Annotated in this window: 15 protein-coding genes; 6 read left to right on the top strand and 9 right to left on the bottom strand. The window is 70.6% G+C overall.

Annotated elements, in window-relative coordinates; all coding sequences use genetic code 11:
• Window positions 1-2: 2 nt before the first annotated feature.
• The 4 genes from ACEN96_RS25180 to ACEN96_RS25165 all read right to left on the bottom strand — a co-directional run bounded on the left by ACEN96_RS25180 (window position 3) and on the right by ACEN96_RS25165 (window position 4,552).
• Window positions 3-1,262, bottom strand: coding sequence for a sugar MFS transporter (locus tag ACEN96_RS25180; RefSeq protein ID WP_495585751.1), 1,260 nt, complete (start codon window positions 1,260-1,262; stop codon window positions 3-5).
• A 114-nt stretch (window positions 1,263-1,376) separates the two neighbouring features.
• The gene (locus ACEN96_RS25175) at window positions 1,377-2,303 is read right to left on the bottom strand and encodes a carbohydrate kinase family protein (protein WP_495585750.1); all 927 of its coding nucleotides are present in this window, start codon (window positions 2,301-2,303) and stop codon (window positions 1,377-1,379) included.
• Window positions 2,296-3,528, bottom strand: coding sequence for an AGE family epimerase/isomerase (locus ACEN96_RS25170; RefSeq protein ID WP_495585749.1), 1,233 nt, complete (start codon window positions 3,526-3,528; stop codon window positions 2,296-2,298). The genes ACEN96_RS25175 and ACEN96_RS25170 overlap by 8 nt, the downstream gene beginning before the upstream one ends.
• Window positions 3,529-3,562: 34 nt before the next feature.
• On the bottom strand, window positions 3,563-4,552 hold the full coding sequence (locus ACEN96_RS25165) for a LacI family DNA-binding transcriptional regulator (RefSeq protein ID WP_495585748.1): 990 nt from the start codon (window positions 4,550-4,552) through the stop codon (window positions 3,563-3,565).
• A 298-nt stretch (window positions 4,553-4,850) separates the two neighbouring features.
• On the opposite strand from ACEN96_RS25165, the gene ACEN96_RS25160 reads away from it, so the two are divergent.
• Together ACEN96_RS25160 and ACEN96_RS25155 are read left to right on the top strand one after the other, a co-directional pair.
• Window positions 4,851-7,097, top strand: coding sequence for a bifunctional diguanylate cyclase/phosphodiesterase (locus ACEN96_RS25160; RefSeq protein ID WP_495585747.1), 2,247 nt, complete (start codon window positions 4,851-4,853; stop codon window positions 7,095-7,097).
• 98 nt (window positions 7,098-7,195) lie between these two features.
• Window positions 7,196-9,406: an ATP-binding protein gene (locus tag ACEN96_RS25155; RefSeq protein ID WP_495585746.1), complete on the top strand. Its 2,211-nt coding sequence runs from the start codon at window positions 7,196-7,198 to the stop codon at window positions 9,404-9,406.
• Window positions 9,407-9,427: 21 nt separating this feature from the next.
• On the opposite strand, the gene ACEN96_RS25150 is transcribed toward ACEN96_RS25155, so the two are convergent.
• Together ACEN96_RS25150 and ACEN96_RS25145 are read right to left on the bottom strand one after the other, a co-directional pair.
• Window positions 9,428-9,763 carry a YnfA family protein gene (locus ACEN96_RS25150; RefSeq protein ID WP_495585745.1) on the bottom strand — a complete coding sequence of 112 codons (336 nt, stop codon included), beginning with the start codon at window positions 9,761-9,763 and terminating at the stop codon, window positions 9,428-9,430.
• Window positions 9,764-9,820: 57 nt separating this feature from the next.
• A complete protein-coding gene (locus tag ACEN96_RS25145) occupies window positions 9,821-10,585 on the bottom strand; it encodes an SDR family oxidoreductase (RefSeq protein ID WP_495585744.1) in 765 nt (254 codons plus the stop codon).
• 163 nt (window positions 10,586-10,748) lie between these two features.
• On the opposite strand from ACEN96_RS25145, the gene ACEN96_RS25140 reads away from it, so the two are divergent.
• Window positions 10,749-11,693, top strand: coding sequence for a LysR substrate-binding domain-containing protein (locus ACEN96_RS25140; RefSeq protein ID WP_495585743.1), 945 nt, complete (start codon window positions 10,749-10,751; stop codon window positions 11,691-11,693).
• Between the two features lie 19 nt (window positions 11,694-11,712).
• On the opposite strand, the gene ACEN96_RS25135 is transcribed toward ACEN96_RS25140, so the two are convergent.
• The 3 genes from ACEN96_RS25135 to ACEN96_RS25125 are packed head-to-tail and all read right to left on the bottom strand — an operon-like array spanning window position 11,713 to window position 14,190.
• Window positions 11,713-12,243: a cytochrome P460 family protein gene (locus ACEN96_RS25135; protein WP_495585742.1), complete on the bottom strand. Its 531-nt coding sequence runs from the start codon at window positions 12,241-12,243 to the stop codon at window positions 11,713-11,715.
• A gap of 25 nt (window positions 12,244-12,268) precedes the next feature.
• Window positions 12,269-13,333 (bottom strand): alpha/beta fold hydrolase, encoded by a 1,065-nt coding sequence (locus ACEN96_RS25130; RefSeq protein ID WP_495588686.1) that lies wholly within the window; start codon window positions 13,331-13,333, stop codon window positions 12,269-12,271.
• A gap of 59 nt (window positions 13,334-13,392) precedes the next feature.
• The gene (locus ACEN96_RS25125) at window positions 13,393-14,190 is read right to left on the bottom strand and encodes an alpha/beta fold hydrolase (protein WP_495585741.1); all 798 of its coding nucleotides are present in this window, start codon (window positions 14,188-14,190) and stop codon (window positions 13,393-13,395) included.
• 190 nt (window positions 14,191-14,380) lie between these two features.
• On the opposite strand from ACEN96_RS25125, the gene ACEN96_RS25120 reads away from it, so the two are divergent.
• From ACEN96_RS25120 to ACEN96_RS25110, 3 genes are read left to right on the top strand one after another with little or no spacing between them, the layout of a single operon-like run.
• Complete coding sequence (locus tag ACEN96_RS25120) at window positions 14,381-15,043, top strand: TetR/AcrR family transcriptional regulator (protein ID WP_495585740.1); 663 nt, start codon at window positions 14,381-14,383, stop codon at window positions 15,041-15,043.
• Between the two features lie 17 nt (window positions 15,044-15,060).
• A complete protein-coding gene (locus tag ACEN96_RS25115) occupies window positions 15,061-15,891 on the top strand; it encodes an FAD binding domain-containing protein (protein ID WP_495585739.1) in 831 nt (276 codons plus the stop codon).
• Window positions 15,888-18,653, top strand: a complete 2,766-nt coding sequence (locus tag ACEN96_RS25110; protein ID WP_495585738.1) for a molybdopterin-dependent oxidoreductase — start codon at window positions 15,888-15,890, stop codon at window positions 18,651-18,653. The genes ACEN96_RS25115 and ACEN96_RS25110 overlap by 4 nt, the downstream gene beginning before the upstream one ends.
• The last annotated feature ends 2 nt before the right edge of the window (window positions 18,654-18,655 follow it).

The raw sequence follows: 18,655 nt of genomic DNA, 5'->3' as shown, positions 1-18,655 counted from the left end.
CCTCACTGCTTCACGTACATCGCGGCGTATCGCATCCCGAAGTAGAGGATGAACGCATAGCAGGCGGCCGGCAGCAGGAAGGACAGCTGCACGCCCAGGCCGTCGGCCAGCGCGCCCTGCGCGAAGGGCACGACGGCGCCGCCGACGATGGCCATGCACAGGATGCCGGAGCCCTGGCCGGTGTGCCGGCCCAGGCCGTGGAGGGCCATGCTGAAGACGGTGGGGAACATGATGGAGTTGCACAGGCCGACGGCCAGGATGGCCCACATCGCGACGCTGCCGTGCCCGAAGGTGGCGGTCAGCACCAGCGCGATCGCCACCAGGGCGTTGAAGGCCAGCGTCCTGCCCGGGCTCACCGACCGCATCACGACGAAGCCGACGAAGCGTCCGACCATGGCGCCGGCCCAGTACAGGCTGACGTAGCGCGCGGCGTCGGCATGCGCCAGGCCGGCGATGTTCCCTTCGCCCAGGAAGTTGATGAGGAAGCTGCCGATGCTCACCTCCGCGCCCACGTACAGGAAGATGCCGATCGCGCCCAGCACCAGGTGGCGGTGCGCCCAGGCCGAGCCGTGGCCTTCGCCGTCCAGGGCGAGGTCCTCGCCGTCCTCGATGCGCGGCAGCCTGGCCTTCAGGAAGCACAGCGCCAGCAGCGCGAGCGCGGCGGCCAGCGCGAGATAGGGCCCGCGCACGGTGGACGCCGCGCCGGCGGCGGCGCCGGAGATGGACAGGATCAACAGGCCGCCGGCGGCGGGGCCGATGGTGGTGCCCAGCGAGTTGAAGGCCTGGGTGAGGTTCAGGCGGCTCGAGGCGGTGCGGGCCGGGCCGAGCACCGTCACGTACGGATTGGCGGCGACCTGCAGGACCGTGATGCCCGAGGCCAGCACGAAGAAGGCCAGCAGGAACAGGCCATAGCCGCCGAAGGACGCCGGGTAGAACAGCGCGCAGCCCGCGGCCGCGATCAGCAGTCCCGCCACCGCGCCCCGCTGGTAGCCCAGGCGCCGGATCAGCGCGCCCGCGGGCAGGGACACGATGAAGTAGGCGCCGAAGAAGCAGAACTGCACCATCATCGCCTGCACGTAGCTGAGCGTGTAGATGGCCTTGAGGTGGGGGATGAGGATGTCGTTCAGCGAGGTGATCAGCCCCCACATGAAGAACAGCACCGTGACGACGACCAGCGCGCCGGTGTGACCGCCGTCGCTGGCGGCGGAGCCGGCGGCCGCGCCCGAGGCGGCCGCCGCGGGGCGGGGGGATACGTGTTCCATGTTGTCTCTCTCGCTCGGTATGGGATCGCCGCCGCGCCGTCGCGGCGCGTGATTGGCGTCATGGCGTCATGGCGTCATGGCGTCATGGCGTCATGGCGTCATGGCGCCGCGGCGTCAGGCGGTGGCGCCGGCCTGCAGTTGCTCGTACAGCCGTTCGACCGCCTGCCGCGATGGCGGCGCCGCGCCCGCGTGCTGACAGGCCGCCGACCCGCTGGCCAGCGCCGCGTGCAGGTGCGCCTGCAAGCCGCGATCGGGATGGCGGGTGAGGCTGTGCAGCAGCCCCGCGACGCTGGCGTCGCCGGCGCCGACGGTGTCGATCACCTCGACGCGCGGCGCAAGCGCGTCGCAGCGCTGGCCGTCGCGCAGCAGGCTCGCGCCCGAGCCGCCGCGCGTGAACAGGCACAGCGCCGACGGGCTCATCGCGCGCAGCTGCCGCAGCGCCTCGTCCAGGGGCACGCCGGGGAACAGCCCGCGCAGATCGTCGTCGGAGACCTTGATGACATCGGCCAGCGCGGCCATGCGCCGCAGCGTCGGCGTGTAGCGGGCGTCCATCAGGTTGCGGAAGTTCGGGTCGTAGCTGATGGCCACGCCCTGGCGCTTCAGCCGCTCGGCCAGGGCCACGAGCCGGCCGCTCAGCGGCGGGCGCGCCAGGCTGATGCCGCCGAAATGCGCCCAGCGCAGCGCGTCCGGCCAGCCGCCGGGCAGCGCCTCGTCGTCGAAGTGCAGGTCGGCGCTGTCGTCGCCGACGAAGAAGTAGGACGGCGGCTCGCTGCGCTGGACCACGGCCAGCAGCGGCGAGCGATCGACGCGCTGCATCAGCCGCAGGTCCAGGCCGGCCGCCTCGCTGGCGGCCCACAGGGCGTCGCCGAAATGGTCGCGGCTCACGGCGCCGGCGAAGGCGGTGCGCTCGCCCAGCGCGGCCAGCGCGCGGGCGACGTTCCACACCGAGCCGCCTTCACGGCTGAGCCAGCGGTCCCCGCCCTGGTGCAGGAGATCGGTGAGCGCCTCGCCGGCGCAGAGCATCAGCGGCGCGTCATGCATGGGCGGCCTCGCGCAGCGCGCGCACGATGTCGTAGCAGGCGCCCATGGTGTGGTAATCGACCTTGCCGGCGGGGCTCTTCTCGTCGCTGAGCTTGCGGTTCCCGCCATCCAGGATGCGATACCAGGCGCCATGCTGGTGGTCGACGAAGTGCGTCCAGCTGTAGGCCCACAGCCGCTCGTACCAGTCCCAGTAGAAGGCGGCGTCGCCGCCGGCGCGCAGCGCCAGCATCGCGGCCGCGGCGGCGCTCTCGGCCTGGACCCAGAAGTACTTGTCAGCGTCGCACACGCTGAGGTCGGGCGCCAGCGAGTAATGCAGGCCGCCATGCTCGCGGTCCCAGCCCTTGTCCATCGCGACCTTGAACAGGCGCTGGGCGGTGGGCAGCGCCCAGCCCAGGTCCGCGTCCAGCGCGCCGGCGCGCGCGTCCAGCTGCAGCAGCAGCTTGGCCCACTCGGTGAGGTGGCCCGGCTGGTAGCCCCAGGGCCGGAACAGGTGGGCCGGGTTGTCGATGTTGTACTGCCAGTCCGGCTGCCACTGGGCGTCGTAGTGCTCCCAGATGAGGCCGCCGCAGCGCTCGGCCTGGCGCTGCGTGATGTTGTGGGCGAGCTCGCGGGCGCGCGCCAGGTAGCGGCGCTCGCCGGTCGCGTCGAAGGCGGCGAGCATGGCCTCGCAAGCGTGCATGTTGGCGTTCTGGCCGCGATAGCTCGATCGCTGTTCCCAGTCCGCGCTGGCCTCGTCCGCGTAGAGGCCCGAGGCGGCATCCCAGAAGCGGTGCTCGAGCAGCTCGAAGGTCTCGGTCAGCCAGGGGCGGGCCTCGTCCAGGCCGGCCATCACCGCGTGCGCATAGGCCAGCAGCACGAAGGCGTGACCGTAGGCGTGCCGCGTGCCGTCCAGGACCTCGGCCCGGCCGTCACGCCAGTCCAGCAGCCAGTCGTAGCCGCCATGCGACGGGTCCCGGTGCGCCTCGCGCAGGAAGCGCAGCGCGTGGCGCAGTTCGTCGAGATGGGCCGGATCGCGGAAGTGGCGATAGGCCATCGCGTAGGTGAAGACGAAGCGCGTGCTGCTGACCAGATGCCGCTGATGGGCGTCGTAGACGGTGCCGTCGTCCTTGAAGAAGTGGTACATCCCGCCGCTGGGGTCGATGCAGCGCGGGTGGTAGAAGTCCATGCTGTGCCGGGCGTGGGCGAGCAGCACGGCGGGGGACCGGAAGTCGGGGAAGTCGGACATGGCGCAGGAGGGGAGAGAGGGGGGCCGTTGCGCGCTAGTCGTCGCAACTGCTTTCACGCACGATCAGTTCGACCGGCAGGACGAGTTCTTCGATGGGGTCTTCGGGCTTGAGCCGCAGCAGCAGGTCGACGCCGGCGGCGCCCAGCGCCTCCATGTCCACCCGCAGCGTACTGAGCGGCGGCACGCTGGTGGCGGCGCCGGTGATGTCGTCGAAGCCGACGATGGCGATGTCCTGCGGCACCTTGAGGCCCTGGCCGCGGCAGTACGCCATCGCCACCAGCGCCGTGCTGTCGTTGTAGCAAAGCACGGCGTCGGGCGGCTTGGGCAGGCTCAGCAGGCGGCGCATCGCTTCGACGACGCCGCTGTCGCCGTCGCCCAGCCGGGGAACGATGAGCTCGAGATCGGGATCGGCCAGCACCCGGGACTCGAAGAGCGCGCGGCGGAAGCCGCGGTTGCGCTGCTCGATGCTGAAGTGGGCCAGCGACCCGGACAGCATCGCGATCCGCCGCCGGCCGCTGCGCAGCAGGTGCCGGGTGGCCAGGTAGCCGCCCATGGCGTTGTCCGGATTGACGGAGGTGAAGCCGCGCTGCTGCATGTCGATCAGCACCATGGACTTGCCGGTCAGCTTGAGCGCCGCGAGCACCTCGGGCTCGAAGAAGCCGGCGCAGAGCAGCGCATCGGGCTGGTGCAGCTTGATCTGGTCCATCACCGGCGTCGAGGGGCCGACCACGTTGAAGGACAGGGCCACGCCTTCGCGGCGGCAGGCCTCTTCGGCGCCGTGCAGCACCGTCGAGAAGAACGGGCTGGACGCCAGGGTGTTGTGCTGGCTGTGCAGCAGGAAGGCGATCCGGCGGATGCGCACCTTGCGCAGATGCGACAGGTCGTAGCCCAGGCGCTGCGCGGCGTCGCGCACCTTGCAGCGCGTCGCCTCGGTCATGCCCTCCTGGTTCTTGAGCGCGCGGGAGATCGTGCCGGCCGACAGTCCGGTCGCGGTCGCGATGTCCCGAATGGTCACTTGGCTCATGGATCTGCCTGCGCCGTGCAGCGATGGAGGGGTGGTTCGTGGAAGACCATTTACTAAACAGAAACGACCTCGCGGTCGAAGGCCGTCATTGGGCTGCCGGACATCGATGACAGCTGGGCGCAGTTATATATGGCCGCTGGCGCGTGGTCCATAAAACGCCATGGAGCTGGGTGATCTTTATCAGAATTTACTAAACAAAGCGAACAAGGCCGCGGCGTGACGTTCCCGGGCCACCACACCGGGAGGTTGTCCGATCCCGCCCGGGATGGTCTGATCAGTGCCACCCACCCTTGGACCAATGCCGCTCCGCGACCAACAAGCCCTGCTCGATGCCAACGCGCAAAGCCGCCGCAAGGTGGTTGCGTGGCTGGTCGGCATCAATTGCGCGATCGCCGCCATGCTGGTGGCGCTGGCCTGGCTGGTGCTGCACAAGAGCCACCGCACGCTGGAGCTTCAGGCCACCAGCCGGGCGGAGAGTCTCGCGGCGATCGCCCAGCTCAACGTCCGCGGCGAGATCGAGCGCGTGGACGGCGTGATCCGCGCCACCGCCTCCGAGCTCGAGCGCCTGCTGGCGGAGCGACGGCAATCGCCCGACGCCGTCATCAACGACGTGCTGCGCGGCCGCTTCACCCTGCTCGAGGGGATCGAGGCCTTCCGCCTCACGGACGCCTCGGGCGTCGTCCGCTGGGGCACGGACCTGCCGGACGGCCCGCCGGTGAGCGTCTCCGATCGCGACTATTTCCGCCAGGCACGCGCCAGCGCTGAACGGCTGACGGTCATCGGCGGACCGCTCACCTCCCGGGTCTCCAACCGCTGGGTCGTGGCCTTCGTCCATCCGCTGCGGCTCGACGGGCGCTTCGCCGGAGTGCTCTACGCGAGCATCAACGCCGAGCACTTCCAGCGCAACTTCCAGCGCTACGACCTGGAGCCGCTCGACTCGGTCGCGCTCCGGCGCAACGACCGCCGCCTGGTGGCCCGCTATTCCCCGGGCAGCGCGATCCAGGGCCAGCCCGGCGACACCGCCGTCTCGCCCGAGCTCCTCGCGGCGACGGCGAAGCAGCCCGATGCCGGACATTTCGTGTCCCGCGTGCAGCTCGACGGGGAGAAGCGGACCACGGCCTATCGCTCGCTCCAGCCCTGGCCGTTCACCGTGTTCGTGGGCATCAGCAACGATCGCTTCTTCGAGCCCTGGCGGCGGCAGGTCTGGCTGGTCGTCACGCTGTCCGGCTGCGTCTGGGCGCTGGCCCTGGGGGCGAGCTTCGTCATCCACCGCGCCAGCCGCCGCGAGGCCGATTTCGCGCGCGCCCTGCTCGATCAGGGCAAGCGGCTGCAGGCGCTGCTGCGCACCGCGGGCGACGGCATCCACATTACCGACGCGACCGGGCATCTCGTGGAGATGAGCGACTCCTTCGCCCAGATGCTGAAGTCCTCGCGCGAGCAGCTGCTGGGCCGGCACATCTCCAGCTGGGACGTGAACCAGGACAGGGCCGCCATCGATGCCTGGCTCGCCAAGGTGAAGCCCGGCGAACGCCAGCGCGTGGACGTCCAGCATCGCTGCGACGACGGGCAGATCCTCGACGTGGAGATGCAGCTGAGCATCGCCGAGATCGCGGATCGCCTGTTCGTGTTCTCGTCCGCCCGGGACGTCACGGAGCAGCGGCGGCTCATGCGCGAGCAGGTCGCGATGCTCGAGAACGACTTGGTGGGCATGGCCCGGGTGAAGGACCGCGTCATCACCTGGCGCAACCGGGCCGCCGAGCGCCTGCTGGGTTACGGACCTGGCGAGCTCCAGGACCTGCAGGTCCGGCAGCTCTACTGGGACGACGAGGAGTACCGGCGCGTGGGCGTGGAAGGCTACAAGGCGCTGCGCGAAGAGGGCTACTACCACGCGCAACTGCGCATGCGCAAGAAGTCCGGCGAGCTGGTGTGGGTGGACTTCGGCGCGGTGCCGCTCTCGGCGACGGAGATCTTCGTCATCCTGGTGGACATCACGGCGCTGAAGGCGGCCAACGAGAGCCTCGCGCATACGGCCTTCCACGATCCGTTGACGCAGTTGCCGAACCGGGTCCTGCTGCTCGACCGGACCGGACAGGCGCAAGCCGTCGCGCGCCGCCTGGGGGCGCAGGTCGCGGTCTGCTATCTGGACCTGGACGGATTCAAGGCCGTCAATGACCGGTACGGACACGAGGCCGGCGACCAGTTGCTGCAGGTCATCGCCGGGCGCATGCGGGCGTCCATCCGGCCGTCCGACACCGCCGCGCGGATGGGCGGGGACGAGTTCGTGCTCGTGCTCGCGCCCATCGAGGGCGTCGAATGGAAGGGGATCGTCGATCGGGTGATGCGCGCCATCGGCGAGGACGTGCCGCTGGGGAGCGGCACGCTGGTGCGCGTCGGTGTGACCGTCGGCGTGGCGCTGACCCGCGACGGCGAGGACGCCACGCCGCATGAACTGATAGCGCGCGCCGACCATCTCATGCTTCGAGCCAAGCGCAGCGGGAAGAATCGGTGGCTGGCGGAGGAGGTGCCGGGGGGCAGCGGGACTTGAATCGACGGAGCCTCGGCTGGCACGCTGACGGGCCGCCTGGCCGGCAGCGCTACAGTAGCTCCCCTCCGCACGTCCGCACCCATGCAAGGGAGACCGCCATGGTGATCGAAAGAGCCGCGCTGCGATGGCCGGTGACCGCGTGCGTGTTCGTCATGGCCACTTGGCTGAACATGCATCTCCAGCCGCAGCTCGACGGCCGGGCGCCGCTGCTGCCTTATTTCCCCGCGCTCGTGATCGTGGGCCTGCTGTGCGGGATCGGTCCCGCGGCGGTCCTGCTGATCGCCTCGGTGCTCGCCGTCCTGTACTTCTGGATCGAGCCCATCGGCGCCATCCTTCCGATCACCCGCCTCGCCGACGTGGAACTCATCGCGCTGTTCATCGGCAGCGGTGCGTTGGTCGCGGCGGTTTCCGCGCGCGCCCGGCATCTGACCAGGAAGGAGAAGCTCGGGCGTCAGCGGCTCAGCCTTGCAGTGGCCGCGGGCCGCATGGTGACCTGGGACTGGAGCCGGCATGACGGCTATGCGGCCACGGCCGGCGCGCCGAAGGAGATCTTCGGCCGGGACTGGGCCACGATGGAGGACATGCTGGCCGGGCTGTCCGACGCCGACCGGGCCGGCTTCCTCGAGCGCTACCGCTATGCCTCGGAGGCCGGCGGGCGCTTCAGCCTGGTCGGCCTGATCCACACGCCGGACGAAGGGCAGGACGTCTGGGCCCAGTTCGACGGGCATGTGGTGCTGGATGCGAAGGGGCGCGCGCTCCACGCCTACGGCGTCGTCGTCGACATCACGGTCCAGCAGGAGGCGCTGCGCGCAAGCCAGTCCGCCGAGCAGCGCTTCGAGCTGGCGCTGCACAGCGGCAAGGTCATGGCATGGGAAGCGGACACGCAGGCCCGCTACACCTGGGCGGTCAACGTGCCGTTCGGCATCCATCGAGACGCCGTGATCGGTGCCGAGGTCGGCAGCATTGCGCGGCAACCGGAGTTCGCGAAGAGGGTGCTGGAGTCGATCCGCACCCGCAGCCCGCTCACCGTGTCCCAGACGGCCACCTACCTGGGTGAAGAGCTGCAGCTGCTGACCTCCATGAGGCCTGTGGCCGGAGACGACGGCGTCGTCCGCCGCGTGCTCGGCGCGACCGTCGACGTGACGGAACTGACGCAGGCCCAGGCGCGCCTTCAGCATGAGAGCCAGCTCAAGGACACCTTCCTGGCGACCCTCGCCCACGAGCTGCGCAATCCCATGGCGCCGATCCGCTTCTCGGTGGACGTGCTGAGGCGCCGCACGAACGACGGCGACAGTCTCAAGGTGCTCGACGTCATCGCGAGGCAGTCCGCGCACATGGCGCGGCTGCTGGACGATCTCCTCGACATGAGCCGCATCACGCGCAACGCCATCGAGCTCAAGCGGGAGCTGGTCGATCTGAGGACGGTCGTGAAGCAGGCGCTGGACGCGGTCGAGCCGCTCTACGTCCAGAAGCAGCACCGGGTGGCGCTCTCGCTTCCGCCGCGGCCCGTCATGGTGAACGGGGACAGCACGCGGCTGCAGCAGGTCCTGGGCAACCTCCTGAGCAACGCGGCGAAGTACAGCCCGGTGCCAGGCGAAGTGCGGGTCGACCTGCAGGTGGAGGGCGTCCATGGCAAGGTCTCGGTGATCGACCGCGGCATCGGCATCGCGCCCGAGCACCAGGGGCGGGTCTTCGAGCTGTTCTCGCGCGTGGACAGTTCCGGCGCGGCGCCGACGGGGCTGGGCATCGGGCTGGCCGTTTCCAAGCAGCTCGTCGAGCTTCACGGCGGGACGATCTCCGCGTCGAGTGACGGCCCTGGCCACGGCAGCAGGTTCGTCGTGTGCCTGCCGATCGCCGCCGAGGCCGATGAGCGCACGCGGGCGGCGTCGCAGGAGGCACTGCCGGTTCCGGACGGACGGGGGACCAGCGTCCTGGTGGTCGACGACAACAAGGATGGCGCGGATACGCTGGCCGCTGCGCTGGATGACGTGGGATTCCAGACGGAGGTGGCCTATAGCGGCGAAGCGGCGCTCGAGGCGTACGGCGCGGGGCGCCATGAAGTCGTGCTGCTGGACGTGGGGCTGCCGGGCTTGAGCGGACTCGACGTCGCCAGCCATTTGCGCCGGCTCGCCGGGCAGGACGTCGTGCTGATCGCGATCACGGGCTGGGGTCAGCCGAATGACCGCATGGCCACGGCATCGGCGGGCTTCGACGCCCACCTCGTCAAGCCGGTGGAGTTTTCCGTGCTCAACACGACGATCCGCGACCTGACTCGCCCACCGGCTGGCGGTGGGAGCGGGAACCGCTGAAGGGCGGGGCTCGCAAGGCGCTCAGCCCTGCGCCCTCGAGCCAAACATGATGATGGCCATGCCGACGAAGCAGACGGAGACGCCGATCCAGTCGCTCGCGGTGGGCGTCACCTTGTCCACGAGCCACAGCCACAGCACCGCCACGCCAATGTAAACGCCGCCGTAGGCGGCATAGACGCGCCCGGCTGCTGTCGGATGGAGCGACAGCAGCCAGGCGAAGAGCGCCAGACTCGCCGCGGCAGGCAGGAGCAGCCAGGGCGACCGGTCCTGCTTCAGCCACAGGTAGGGCAGATAGCAGCCAACGATCTCCGCCAGCGCCGTGGCGACAAACAGGCCGAATGTCTTCAGGAGTTCCATGCGGCGCATTGTGGCGGTTGACCGCGCCGCGGATGCCCGTCGCAGCGGGCCGTCCGGTCAGGCCTGCACCATGCCCCCGTCGACGAACAGCTCGACCCCGGTGACGAAGGCGGAGGCGTCCGACGCCAGGAATACCGCCGCCTTCGCCACGTCCTCCGGCTGGCCGATGCGGCCGATCGGCAGCTGCGAGGTCAGGTAGTCCAGCAGGCCTTGTTGATTGGCCGGATCGGGGCCGGCGAGCTCCACCAGGCCGGGCGTGTGGATCGGACCGGGCGACAGCGTGTTGATGCGGATCGCGCGGCCCTTCAGGTCGAGGATCCAGCTGCGCGCCAGGTTGCGCACCGCCGCCTTGGTCGCGCTGTAGATGCTGAAGTTGGCCGTGCCCATCGAACTCGTCGTCGATCCCGCCAGGATCACCGACGCGCCGTGGGCCGCCTTGTCCAGCAGCGGCAAGGCCTTCTGCACGGTGAAGATCACGCCCTTCACGTTGCGGTCGAAGGTCTCGTCCACATGCTGCTCGGTGAGCTCCCCCAGCGCGGCCATGGTGCCGCCGCCGGCATTGGCGTAGAGCACGTCCAGACGGCCGTGACGCTCGCCGACCTCCGCGTACAGCCGGTCGAGATCGGCCAACTGGGTCGAGTCCGCCTGCACGCCGGCGGCGTTCGGACCGATCGCGGCGACGGCGGCATCGAGTTCGGCCTTGCGCCGGCCGGTGATGTAGACGAACGCGCCTTCCGCGGCGAAGGCCTTCGCCGCCGCCAGGCCGATGCCGGTGGTGCCGCCGGTGACGACCGCGACCTTGCCTTCGAGTTGCTTGCTCATGATTCGCTCCATTCGTGAAGTGGTGAAGAGGTGAGCGAAGCTTAAAAATTCACCACGTTCGAATAAAGCCGACGAACTCGATATCTTTTTTCCCAAGGATGAATAATCGACAGCTGGCGTGCCGCGCTTCATTGGGAACGCCTGCGGAAAAGGAGATTGATCGATGGACCAGTTGCTCGCGCTGCGCGTCTTCGTGCGCATCGCCGAGTCGGGCGCGTTCTCGAAGGCCGCCGATGCGATGAACATCCCGCGCCCGACCGTGACGAAGCTCGTGCAGGACTTGGAGCGCCACCTCGGCACGCGCCTGCTGCAGCGCACGACGCGGCGCGTCAGCGTGACGCCGGAGGGCGCCGCCTACTACGAGCGCGCGCGGCGCCTGATCGAAGACCTGACCGAGATGGATGAGCTCGCCGCGCAATCGCGGGCGCAGGCTCGAGGGCGTCTGCGTGTCGACGTCGGATCGGTGCTCGCGAACATGATCCTGATCCCCGCGCTTCCCGACTTCCGCGCGCGCCATCCCGAGCTGCACGTGGACCTGGGCGTCAGCGACCGGCCAGTCGATCTGATCGGAGAAGGCGTCGACTGCGTGATCCGCGGCGGGGAGCTTGCCGACACGACGCTGGTCGCGCGCCGTATCGCCGATCTCGACTGGGTTACCTGCGCCAGCCCGGTGTACCTGAAGGCGCGCGGCGTCCCCAAGCATCCGTCCGACCTGATCGCGCGGGCGCACGGGCCGGACGACCGCGCGCGTGTGCCGGGACATGCGATCGCGGGCTACTTCTCGTCGCTGACCGGGCGCGCGTTCCCGCTCGAGTTCCATCGCGGCGACGAGCGTCTTCAGATCGCGGGCGAGACGGCGATGGCGGTCAACGAGAGCACCGCGCACCTGAGCGCGCTGCTGTCCGGCATGGGGCTGGGTCAGACCTTCCGCTTCGCGGTGGCGCCGCACCTGGCGTCCGGCGCGCTGCGCACGGTCCTCGACGACTGGACCCGGCCGCGCCATCCGTTGCACGTGGTCTACCCGGCCTCGCGGCACCTCAGCGCGAAGCTGCGGCTGTTCGTCGACTGGGTCGCGGAGGTGTTCGCGCCGTTCGATGATCGGCGCTGAGGCCACCGACCGCCCCGCCTCACGGCGCGAACTTCGTGAACACGTCGTCCCGCGCCTTCACCAGCGCGTTGTGGCACGCGAAGCAGGTCTGATGCTGAGCCTGGTCCACCGGCTGGCCGTTGACGAACCGCCCGTAGCCCCAGCCGCCGCTGTCGGCATAGCGCTTCGAATCCTTGACCATGACCTGGACCGTGGTCGGCGCGCCCGGCACCGTCGCGGCCGCGAACTCCGTCGAGCGCTGCCGCTTCCACGCGAGCTTGACCAGCATCGCGCCGTCGGGGAAGGGCAGCTTGCCGAGCCGATAGGCGTCGATCGCGATGCGGTTGCCCACCACCGCACGCAGCTCGTCGAGCGGCGCGTCCTCGGTCGCGACGCCCACCAACTGCCAGTCGCGATAGCCCTCCGGTACCGTCACGCCGTAGATCGGCGACGCCGGTTTCGGTGGTCCGCTCTCGGCGGCGGATGCCGTCGACATCGCGGCATACGGCCGCGACAGGCCGATCAACACGGCGATCCCCGTCGCCGCCAGCGCCAGAAGGAATGTCTTCATCTGCGTTCTCCTATGGTGGGGCGATTCACCACCGGCTCACGTCGAGCACGGCCTTGGCGAACGCGGCCGGCGCTTCCTGCGGCAGGTTGTGGCCGATGCCTCCGGTGAGGTCGCGGTGCTCGTAGCGGCCGGTGAAGCGCGAGGCATAGGCGGCCGGCGCGGGATGCGGCGCGCCGTTGGCGTCGCCTTCCAGCGTGATCGCCGGCAGCGCCACGGTCTTCACCTGCGACAGCTGGCGCTCGAGCGCGTCGTACTGCGGATCGCCGTCCGCGGCGCCGATGCGCCAGCGGTAGTTGTGCACCACCAGCGCCACCTGGTCGGGATTCACCAGGCTCTGCGCGCAGCGCTCGAAGGTCGCGTCGTCGAACTGCCATCGCGGCGAGGCCTGGCGCCAGATCAGCCGCGCGAAGGCCTTGAGATTGGTCTGGTAGCCGATGCGGCCGCGCTCCGTGGCGAAGTAGTACTGGTACCACCACGTAAGCTCATCGGCCGGCGCCAGCGGCGTGAGCGCCGTCGCGCGGTCGAGCACGAGGAAGCCGCTCACCGATACCAGCGCCTGGCAGCGCTCGGGCCACAGCGCGGCCATCACGCAGGCGTTGCGCGCGCCCCAGTCGCAGCCCGCCACCACCGCGCGGCGGATGCCCAGCGCATCCATCAGCGCGATTGCATCGGCGGCCAGCGCCGTCTGCTGGCCGCTGCGGAAGGTCGCATCCGAGAGGAAGCGCGTCGTACCGTAGCCGCGCAGGTGGGGCACGATCACGCGCATCCCTTGCGCGGCCAGCAGCGGCGCCACTTCCTCGTAGCAATGGATGTCGTAGGGCCAGCCGTGGAACAGCAGGACCGGCTGGCCGTCGCGCGGCCCGATGTCGACGTAGCCGACATTCAGCGGGCCCGCATCGATCTGCCGCAGCGGGCCGAAGCCCGCGTTCCCCGCGCCGCCCGAGGGCGTCGCCGCGGCGGCGGTCCGCAGCAGGCCGGGGAGCCCGGCCAGCGCCAGACCCGCGCCGGCGATGGCGGTCTTGGCCAGGAAGTGGCGGCGGGAGTCACCGGCGGTGCCGGCGGCGCCGGGGGCTGCGCCGGCATCGTGCATGCCGGTGGCGTCCCGGGTGTCGTTGCTGAAGATGGACATGGCGGTCTCCTTCGAAGGGTTCATCGATTGGCGCGGGCGGCGGTCTCGATCAGCGCGGCCACGTCGTGGGGATGGCTGACCTGCGGAACGTGGGAAGCGCCGGGGATGACGACGGTGCTGCGCGAATGCGCGCGCTCGGCCATCCAGGCCATCGCGGCCGGCGGGATGTTCTTGTCCTTGTCGCCGTAGAGGCAGTACACCGGCAGCGCCTTCCAGGCGGTGCCCTGGCTGGGCTCCGACAGCGCGGCCTCGGTCACCGGCCGTTGTCCGATCGCCATCAGCCGCGCCTGCGCGGGCTTCACATCGGCCGCGAACTGGGCGGCGAACTTCTGCTGATCGATGTAGAGGTCGTTGCCGCCCTCGGGCAGCGGCACCGGCGCCGCGAGCGCGTCACCCAGCGTGCTGCCGGGGAATTTGCCGGCGAGCTCGGCCACCGATTCGCCACGCTCCGGCGCGAAGGCGGACACGTAGACCAGCGCCTTGACGCGCGGCTGGCCTTCGGCCGCGACGCTGATGACGGAGCCGCCGTAGGAGTGGCCCACCAGCACCACCGGGCCGGCGATGCGGTCGATCAGCCCGGCGGTGTAGCGTGCGTCGCCGGCGACCGAGCGCAGCGGATTGGCCACCGCCACGACGGGGTAGCCCTTGTCGCGCAGCTCGGCGGCCACGCCGTTCCAGCTCGAGGCATCGGCGAACGCGCCGTGCACCAGCACGATGGTGGGCTTGCCCGCCGGCGCATCGGCGGCGAAGGCCGGCGCGGCGAAGCTGGCGGCCGCGAAGGCGAACGCGGCGAACGGGCGGAGGAAGGATGGGGTCATGAGGGCCTCTGATTGGCATGGGAATCGGCGCTGGAGCGAACCTCCAGCGGCTCGGGATCCATCAGAGCAGCGGCCGGGCCGCGCGGGAATTGAACGAGCGGGCCACCAGGCTCATACCTTCGTTTGGTTGAAGGGCCACGCTTATGATGCGAACCTCGCGCAAAATGTAGCGATTGCTACATCGGATCCCATGGCAAACACCACGAAGACGAAGGCAGTCCGCGGCACCGGCGCGCGAGAGGCTTCCGCGCAGGCGACGCGCGACAACATCCTCAAGGCGGCGACCCGCATCTTTGCGCGTCACGGCTACGACGGCGGCAGCATCGAGAAGATCTCCAGCCTCGCCAAGTCGCACGACCGGATGATCTATTACTACTTCGGCAGCAAGGAGCAGCTGTTCATCGCGGTCCTGGAGGGCATCTACCAGCGCATGGACGAGGCCGAGGCCAAGGCCCCCGTGCGGGCGGACCCGATCGAGGCGATCACGGCGCTGATCCGGTTCAAGGTCGCCTACTACCGGCGTCATCCGGAGTTCGTCACCCTGCTCAACACCGAGAACCTGCACAAGGGACGCCACGTCGCGAAGTCGGAGAAGGCGCGGGAGTTCTCCTCCAACGCGCTCGACCTGATCGCCGACATCCTCAAGCGCGGCGAAGCGCAGGGCTGCTTCCGGCCCGGCCTGCGGCCGCGCGATGTCTATCTGCTGATCGTCTCGACGGCCTATTTCTTCACCTCCAACCGCTTCACCCTCTCGGCCTTCCTGGGCGAGTCGCTGGACGGGCCGGGCGCGCTGGAAGAATGGGCCGACTTCGTCGTAGATTGCGTGCTTCGCGCGCTGCGCGCGCAGGACTGACCGCCGGACCTCCGCCGATGAACTACCTCTGCGCCCGATCGCTGGACGACGCGCTGGCCGCGCTGGCCCGCGGTGCGCACCGCATCGTCTGCGGCGCGACCGACGCGTACGCGCAGGGCGAGGCCGCGCCATCGGCCGTGCCGTGGCTGGACATCAGCGGCGTCGACGCGCTGCAGGGCATCACGGCGAGCGGATCGATGCTGCGCATCGGCGCGGCCGTCACCTGGGACCGGATCGACCGCTGCGAGCAGATGCCCGGGGTGCTGCGCGAGGCCGCGCGCACCGTCGGATCGAGGCAGATCCGCTTGCGGGGCAGCCTTGGCGGCAACCTGTGCCACGCATCCCCCGTCGCTGACGGCATCCCGGCGCTGCTGGCGCTCGATGCGCGCGTCGAGCTTGCCGGCCCGCGCGGCGTACGCCAATTGCCGCTGCCGGAGTTCGTGCTCGGCCGCCAGCGCACCGCGCTGCTGCCGGATGAGCTCCTCGCCGCGATCCTGGTGGAGTCGCCGGGACCCAGTGAACGGACGGCCTTCATCAAGCTCGCACAGCGCGATGCATCGGCCATCGCGGTGGTCGCCGCCGCCGTGCGGCTGCGCTGGCGCGATGACCGGACGCTCGCGAGCGCGGCCATCGCCGTGGGCGGTGCTTCCGAAGCCGCCGTGCGCCTGTGCGCGCTTGAGTCGCTGCTGGAAGGCGCGTCGCGCGAGGCGATTCCCTCCCTGATCGCCGCGACACCGATGGCCGAGCTGTCGCCCATCGATGACCGCCGCGGCTCTGCCGCGCTGCGGCACCACTGGGCGCGCGTCGCGGTGCAGCGCGCATGCGCGCGGTGCGAGGTGCCCGCATGACGGCCAAGCCCGACGCCATGTCCGAGTGGATCGAGGTCAACGGCGAGCGGCACCCGCTGCCCGAGGACCTCTCGCGGCCGGCCACGCATTTCCTGCGCGAGGACCTGGGACTGACTGGCACCAAGGTCGGTTGCGGACAGGGCGATTGCGGCAGCTGCACGATCGTCGTCGACGGCGAGCCCGTGTATGCGTGCATCACGCCGGTGGCTCAGCTGCGATCGCGCCGGGTGCTCACCGTCGAAGGGCTGGCCTCGGGCAGCGCGTGCGGACGGCGCCTGCAGCAATCGTTGCTGGCTCACCAGGCGGTGCAGTGCGGGTTCTGCATTCCGGGAATGTTGATGTCGGCCTGCGCGGCGATCGACGCCGGGCGCGTGCGTGATCGTGCCGATGTCGAAGAGGCACTGGACGGCGTGCTGTGCCGCTGCACCGGCTATCGCAAGATCGTCGACGCCGTGCTGGAGGTGGCCATCGGCGCGGAACCGCGTCCGCTCACGCTGCCCGACGAGAGCCGCGCCGTCGGCCGCCCGCTGACACGGCTGGACGGCGAGGCCAAGGTCACGGGGACGGAGCGCTTTGGCGCGGACGGGATTCCGGCGGACAGCCTCCACCTGCGCGCGGTGCGCTGTCCCCATCCGCGCGCCGGCTTCGTCTTCGGCGATCTGCAGGCCTTCGTCGATGCGCATCCCGGCGTCGCGCGCGTGCTCACCCATGCCGACGTGCCCGGCCGCAACCTGCATGGCGTGGCCACGCCCTATGCCGATCAGCCGGTGCTGCCCACCGACGAGGCGCGCCATCACATGGAGGCGGTGGCCCTCATCGTGGGCGAGCCGGACGCCGTGGCCGCGCTGGATCTGGCGGCCTTTCCCATCACCTGGACGCCGAGGCCGGCGCTGTTCGACGTGGACATCGCGGCCCGCCCGGACAGTCCGCTGCTCCACGAGCACCGCCCGGGCAATCTGCTCATCGAAGGCACCGTGCAGCGGGGCGACGCGGACGCCGCGCTGCGTGATGCCGCGCTGGTCGTGCACGGGCGCTTCGAGTCCAGCTTCGTCGAGCATGCCTATCTGGAGCCGGAAGCCGGATGGGCGCGCCGCGTGGGGGACGTGATCGAGGTCCACTCGTCCACGCAGGCGCCGCATCCCCACCGCGAGGAACTGGCCCGCATCCTCGGCGTGGCGCCGGAGCGGGTCCGTGTCGTGCCCACGGCCGTGGGCGGCGGATTCGGCGGCAAGCTGGACATGACGGTGCAGCCGCTGCTGGCGATCGCCGCCTGGCACATGGACCGGCCAGTGGCGCTGGTGTTCACGCGCGAGGAATCCATGGCGACGTCGACCAAGCGCCATCCCGCGCGCATCGCGTCGAGCATGGCCGCCGATGCGCAGGGCCGGCTGCTGGCGGTGACCTTCGAGGGCGACTACAACACCGGCGCCTACGCGTCCTGGGGCACCGCCGTGGCGAACCGCGTGCCGGTGCATGCCGGCGGCCCGTATCGCATCGCCGACTACCGCGCCCGCGCGCGCGCTCGCCACACCCACATCACGCCGGCGGGCGCCTTCCGCGGCTTCGGCGTGCCGCAGACGGCCATGTCGCAGGAGCAGCTCATCGACGAGCTCGCCGTGCGCGGCGGCTGGGATCCGCTGGAGTTCCGGCTGCGCAACGCGCTGCGGCCGGGCGACAGCCTGCCGACCGGACAGGTGCTGGACGACAGCGTCGGCCTCGTCGCCTGCCTCGAAGCGCTCCGCCCCCACTGGCAGGCGGCGCGCGCGAGCGGCGCCGACGCCGGACCGCGCGAGAAGCGGGGCGTGGGCCTGGCCGCGTTCTTCTATGGCTGCGGCAACACCGCGCTGCCCAACCCCTCGACCGTGCGCATCGGCCTGCGGCCGGACGGCACGCTGGTGCTGCATCAAGGCGCCGTGGATGCCGGCCAGGGCGCCAACACGGTGATTCCGCAGATCGCCGCCGATGCGCTCGGCATTCCGCTGGCGACGCTGCGCATCGTCGGCGCGGACACGCACCTGACGCCGGACTGCGGACGCACCTCGGCCTCGCGCCAGACCTTCGTCACCGGCCGGGCCGCCTTCCTCGCAGGGCAGGCGCTGCTGGGCCGGCTTCGCCGGATGGCGGACGCGGACGACGCCGCGCCGGTGCGCTTCGGCGCGGGCTGGGTGAGCGTCGGTGACGTTCGCATCGACCTCGCCGGGTTGCCGGTGAACGAGCACGGCTACGCGCTGATGAGCGAGGAGCGCTTCGATCCGCCCACCACCGCGCTCGACCACGACGGCCAGGGACGGCCCTACGCGGCCTATGCCTTCGGCGCCCAGATGGCCGAGGTCCTCGTGGACCTGGACACCGGGCGCGTGCGGGTGCGGCGCGTCGTCGCGGCCCACGACGTCGGCCGCATGGTCAATCCGACGCTGCTGCAGGGCCAGATCGAAGGCGCGGTCGCCCAGGGCGTCGGCATGGCGCTGATGGAGCGCTACGAGCCCGGCTCCGGGAACAACCTGCACGACTACCTCATCCCCACCGTCCGGGACGTGCCCGAGGTACGGACCCTGTTCATCGAGGCGCCCACGGCCCTGGGGCCGTATGGGGCCAAGGGCATCGGCGAGCCGGCGCTGGTGCCGACCGCCGCGGCCATCCTCAACGCGATCCACCACGCCACCGGCGTGCGCGTGCGCGAGGCGCCGGCCACGCCGGACGCCGTGCTGCGCGCGCTGGCGCAGGCCTCGCCGCCTCCGCCGCCCGCCACCGACAAGGACTGACG

The sequence above is a fragment of the Roseateles sp. Mitsp63 genome (assembly GCF_059491535.1).
Note: the sequence above shows the minus strand (reverse complement) of the source record. Positions and strands in the feature narration are given on the sequence as shown.

Excerpts from the sequence above, each read along its gene's own strand:
- ACEN96_RS25170 (WP_495585749.1), bottom strand. The coding sequence starts at position 3,528 with ATGTCCGACTTCCCCGACTTCCGGTCCCCCGCCGTGCTGCTCGCCCAC.
- ACEN96_RS25175 (WP_495585750.1), bottom strand. The coding sequence starts at position 2,303 with ATGCATGACGCGCCGCTGATGCTCTGCGCCGGCGAGGCGCTCACCGAT.
- ACEN96_RS25115 (WP_495585739.1), top strand. The coding sequence starts at position 15,061 with ATGAACTACCTCTGCGCCCGATCGCTGGACGACGCGCTGGCCGCGCTG.
- ACEN96_RS25150 (WP_495585745.1), bottom strand. The coding sequence starts at position 9,763 with ATGGAACTCCTGAAGACATTCGGCCTGTTTGTCGCCACGGCGCTGGCG.
- ACEN96_RS25165 (WP_495585748.1), bottom strand. The coding sequence starts at position 4,552 with ATGAGCCAAGTGACCATTCGGGACATCGCGACCGCGACCGGACTGTCG.
- ACEN96_RS25155 (WP_495585746.1), top strand. The coding sequence starts at position 7,196 with ATGGTGATCGAAAGAGCCGCGCTGCGATGGCCGGTGACCGCGTGCGTG.
- ACEN96_RS25135 (WP_495585742.1), bottom strand. The coding sequence starts at position 12,243 with ATGAAGACATTCCTTCTGGCGCTGGCGGCGACGGGGATCGCCGTGTTG.
- ACEN96_RS25160 (WP_495585747.1), top strand. The coding sequence starts at position 4,851 with ATGCCGCTCCGCGACCAACAAGCCCTGCTCGATGCCAACGCGCAAAGC.
- ACEN96_RS25125 (WP_495585741.1), bottom strand. The coding sequence starts at position 14,190 with ATGACCCCATCCTTCCTCCGCCCGTTCGCCGCGTTCGCCTTCGCGGCC.
- ACEN96_RS25120 (WP_495585740.1), top strand. The coding sequence starts at position 14,381 with ATGGCAAACACCACGAAGACGAAGGCAGTCCGCGGCACCGGCGCGCGA.
- ACEN96_RS25180 (WP_495585751.1), bottom strand. The coding sequence starts at position 1,262 with ATGGAACACGTATCCCCCCGCCCCGCGGCGGCCGCCTCGGGCGCGGCC.
- ACEN96_RS25110 (WP_495585738.1), top strand. The coding sequence starts at position 15,888 with ATGACGGCCAAGCCCGACGCCATGTCCGAGTGGATCGAGGTCAACGGC.
- ACEN96_RS25145 (WP_495585744.1), bottom strand. The coding sequence starts at position 10,585 with ATGAGCAAGCAACTCGAAGGCAAGGTCGCGGTCGTCACCGGCGGCACC.
- ACEN96_RS25140 (WP_495585743.1), top strand. The coding sequence starts at position 10,749 with ATGGACCAGTTGCTCGCGCTGCGCGTCTTCGTGCGCATCGCCGAGTCG.
- ACEN96_RS25130 (WP_495588686.1), bottom strand. The coding sequence starts at position 13,333 with ATGCACGATGCCGGCGCAGCCCCCGGCGCCGCCGGCACCGCCGGTGAC.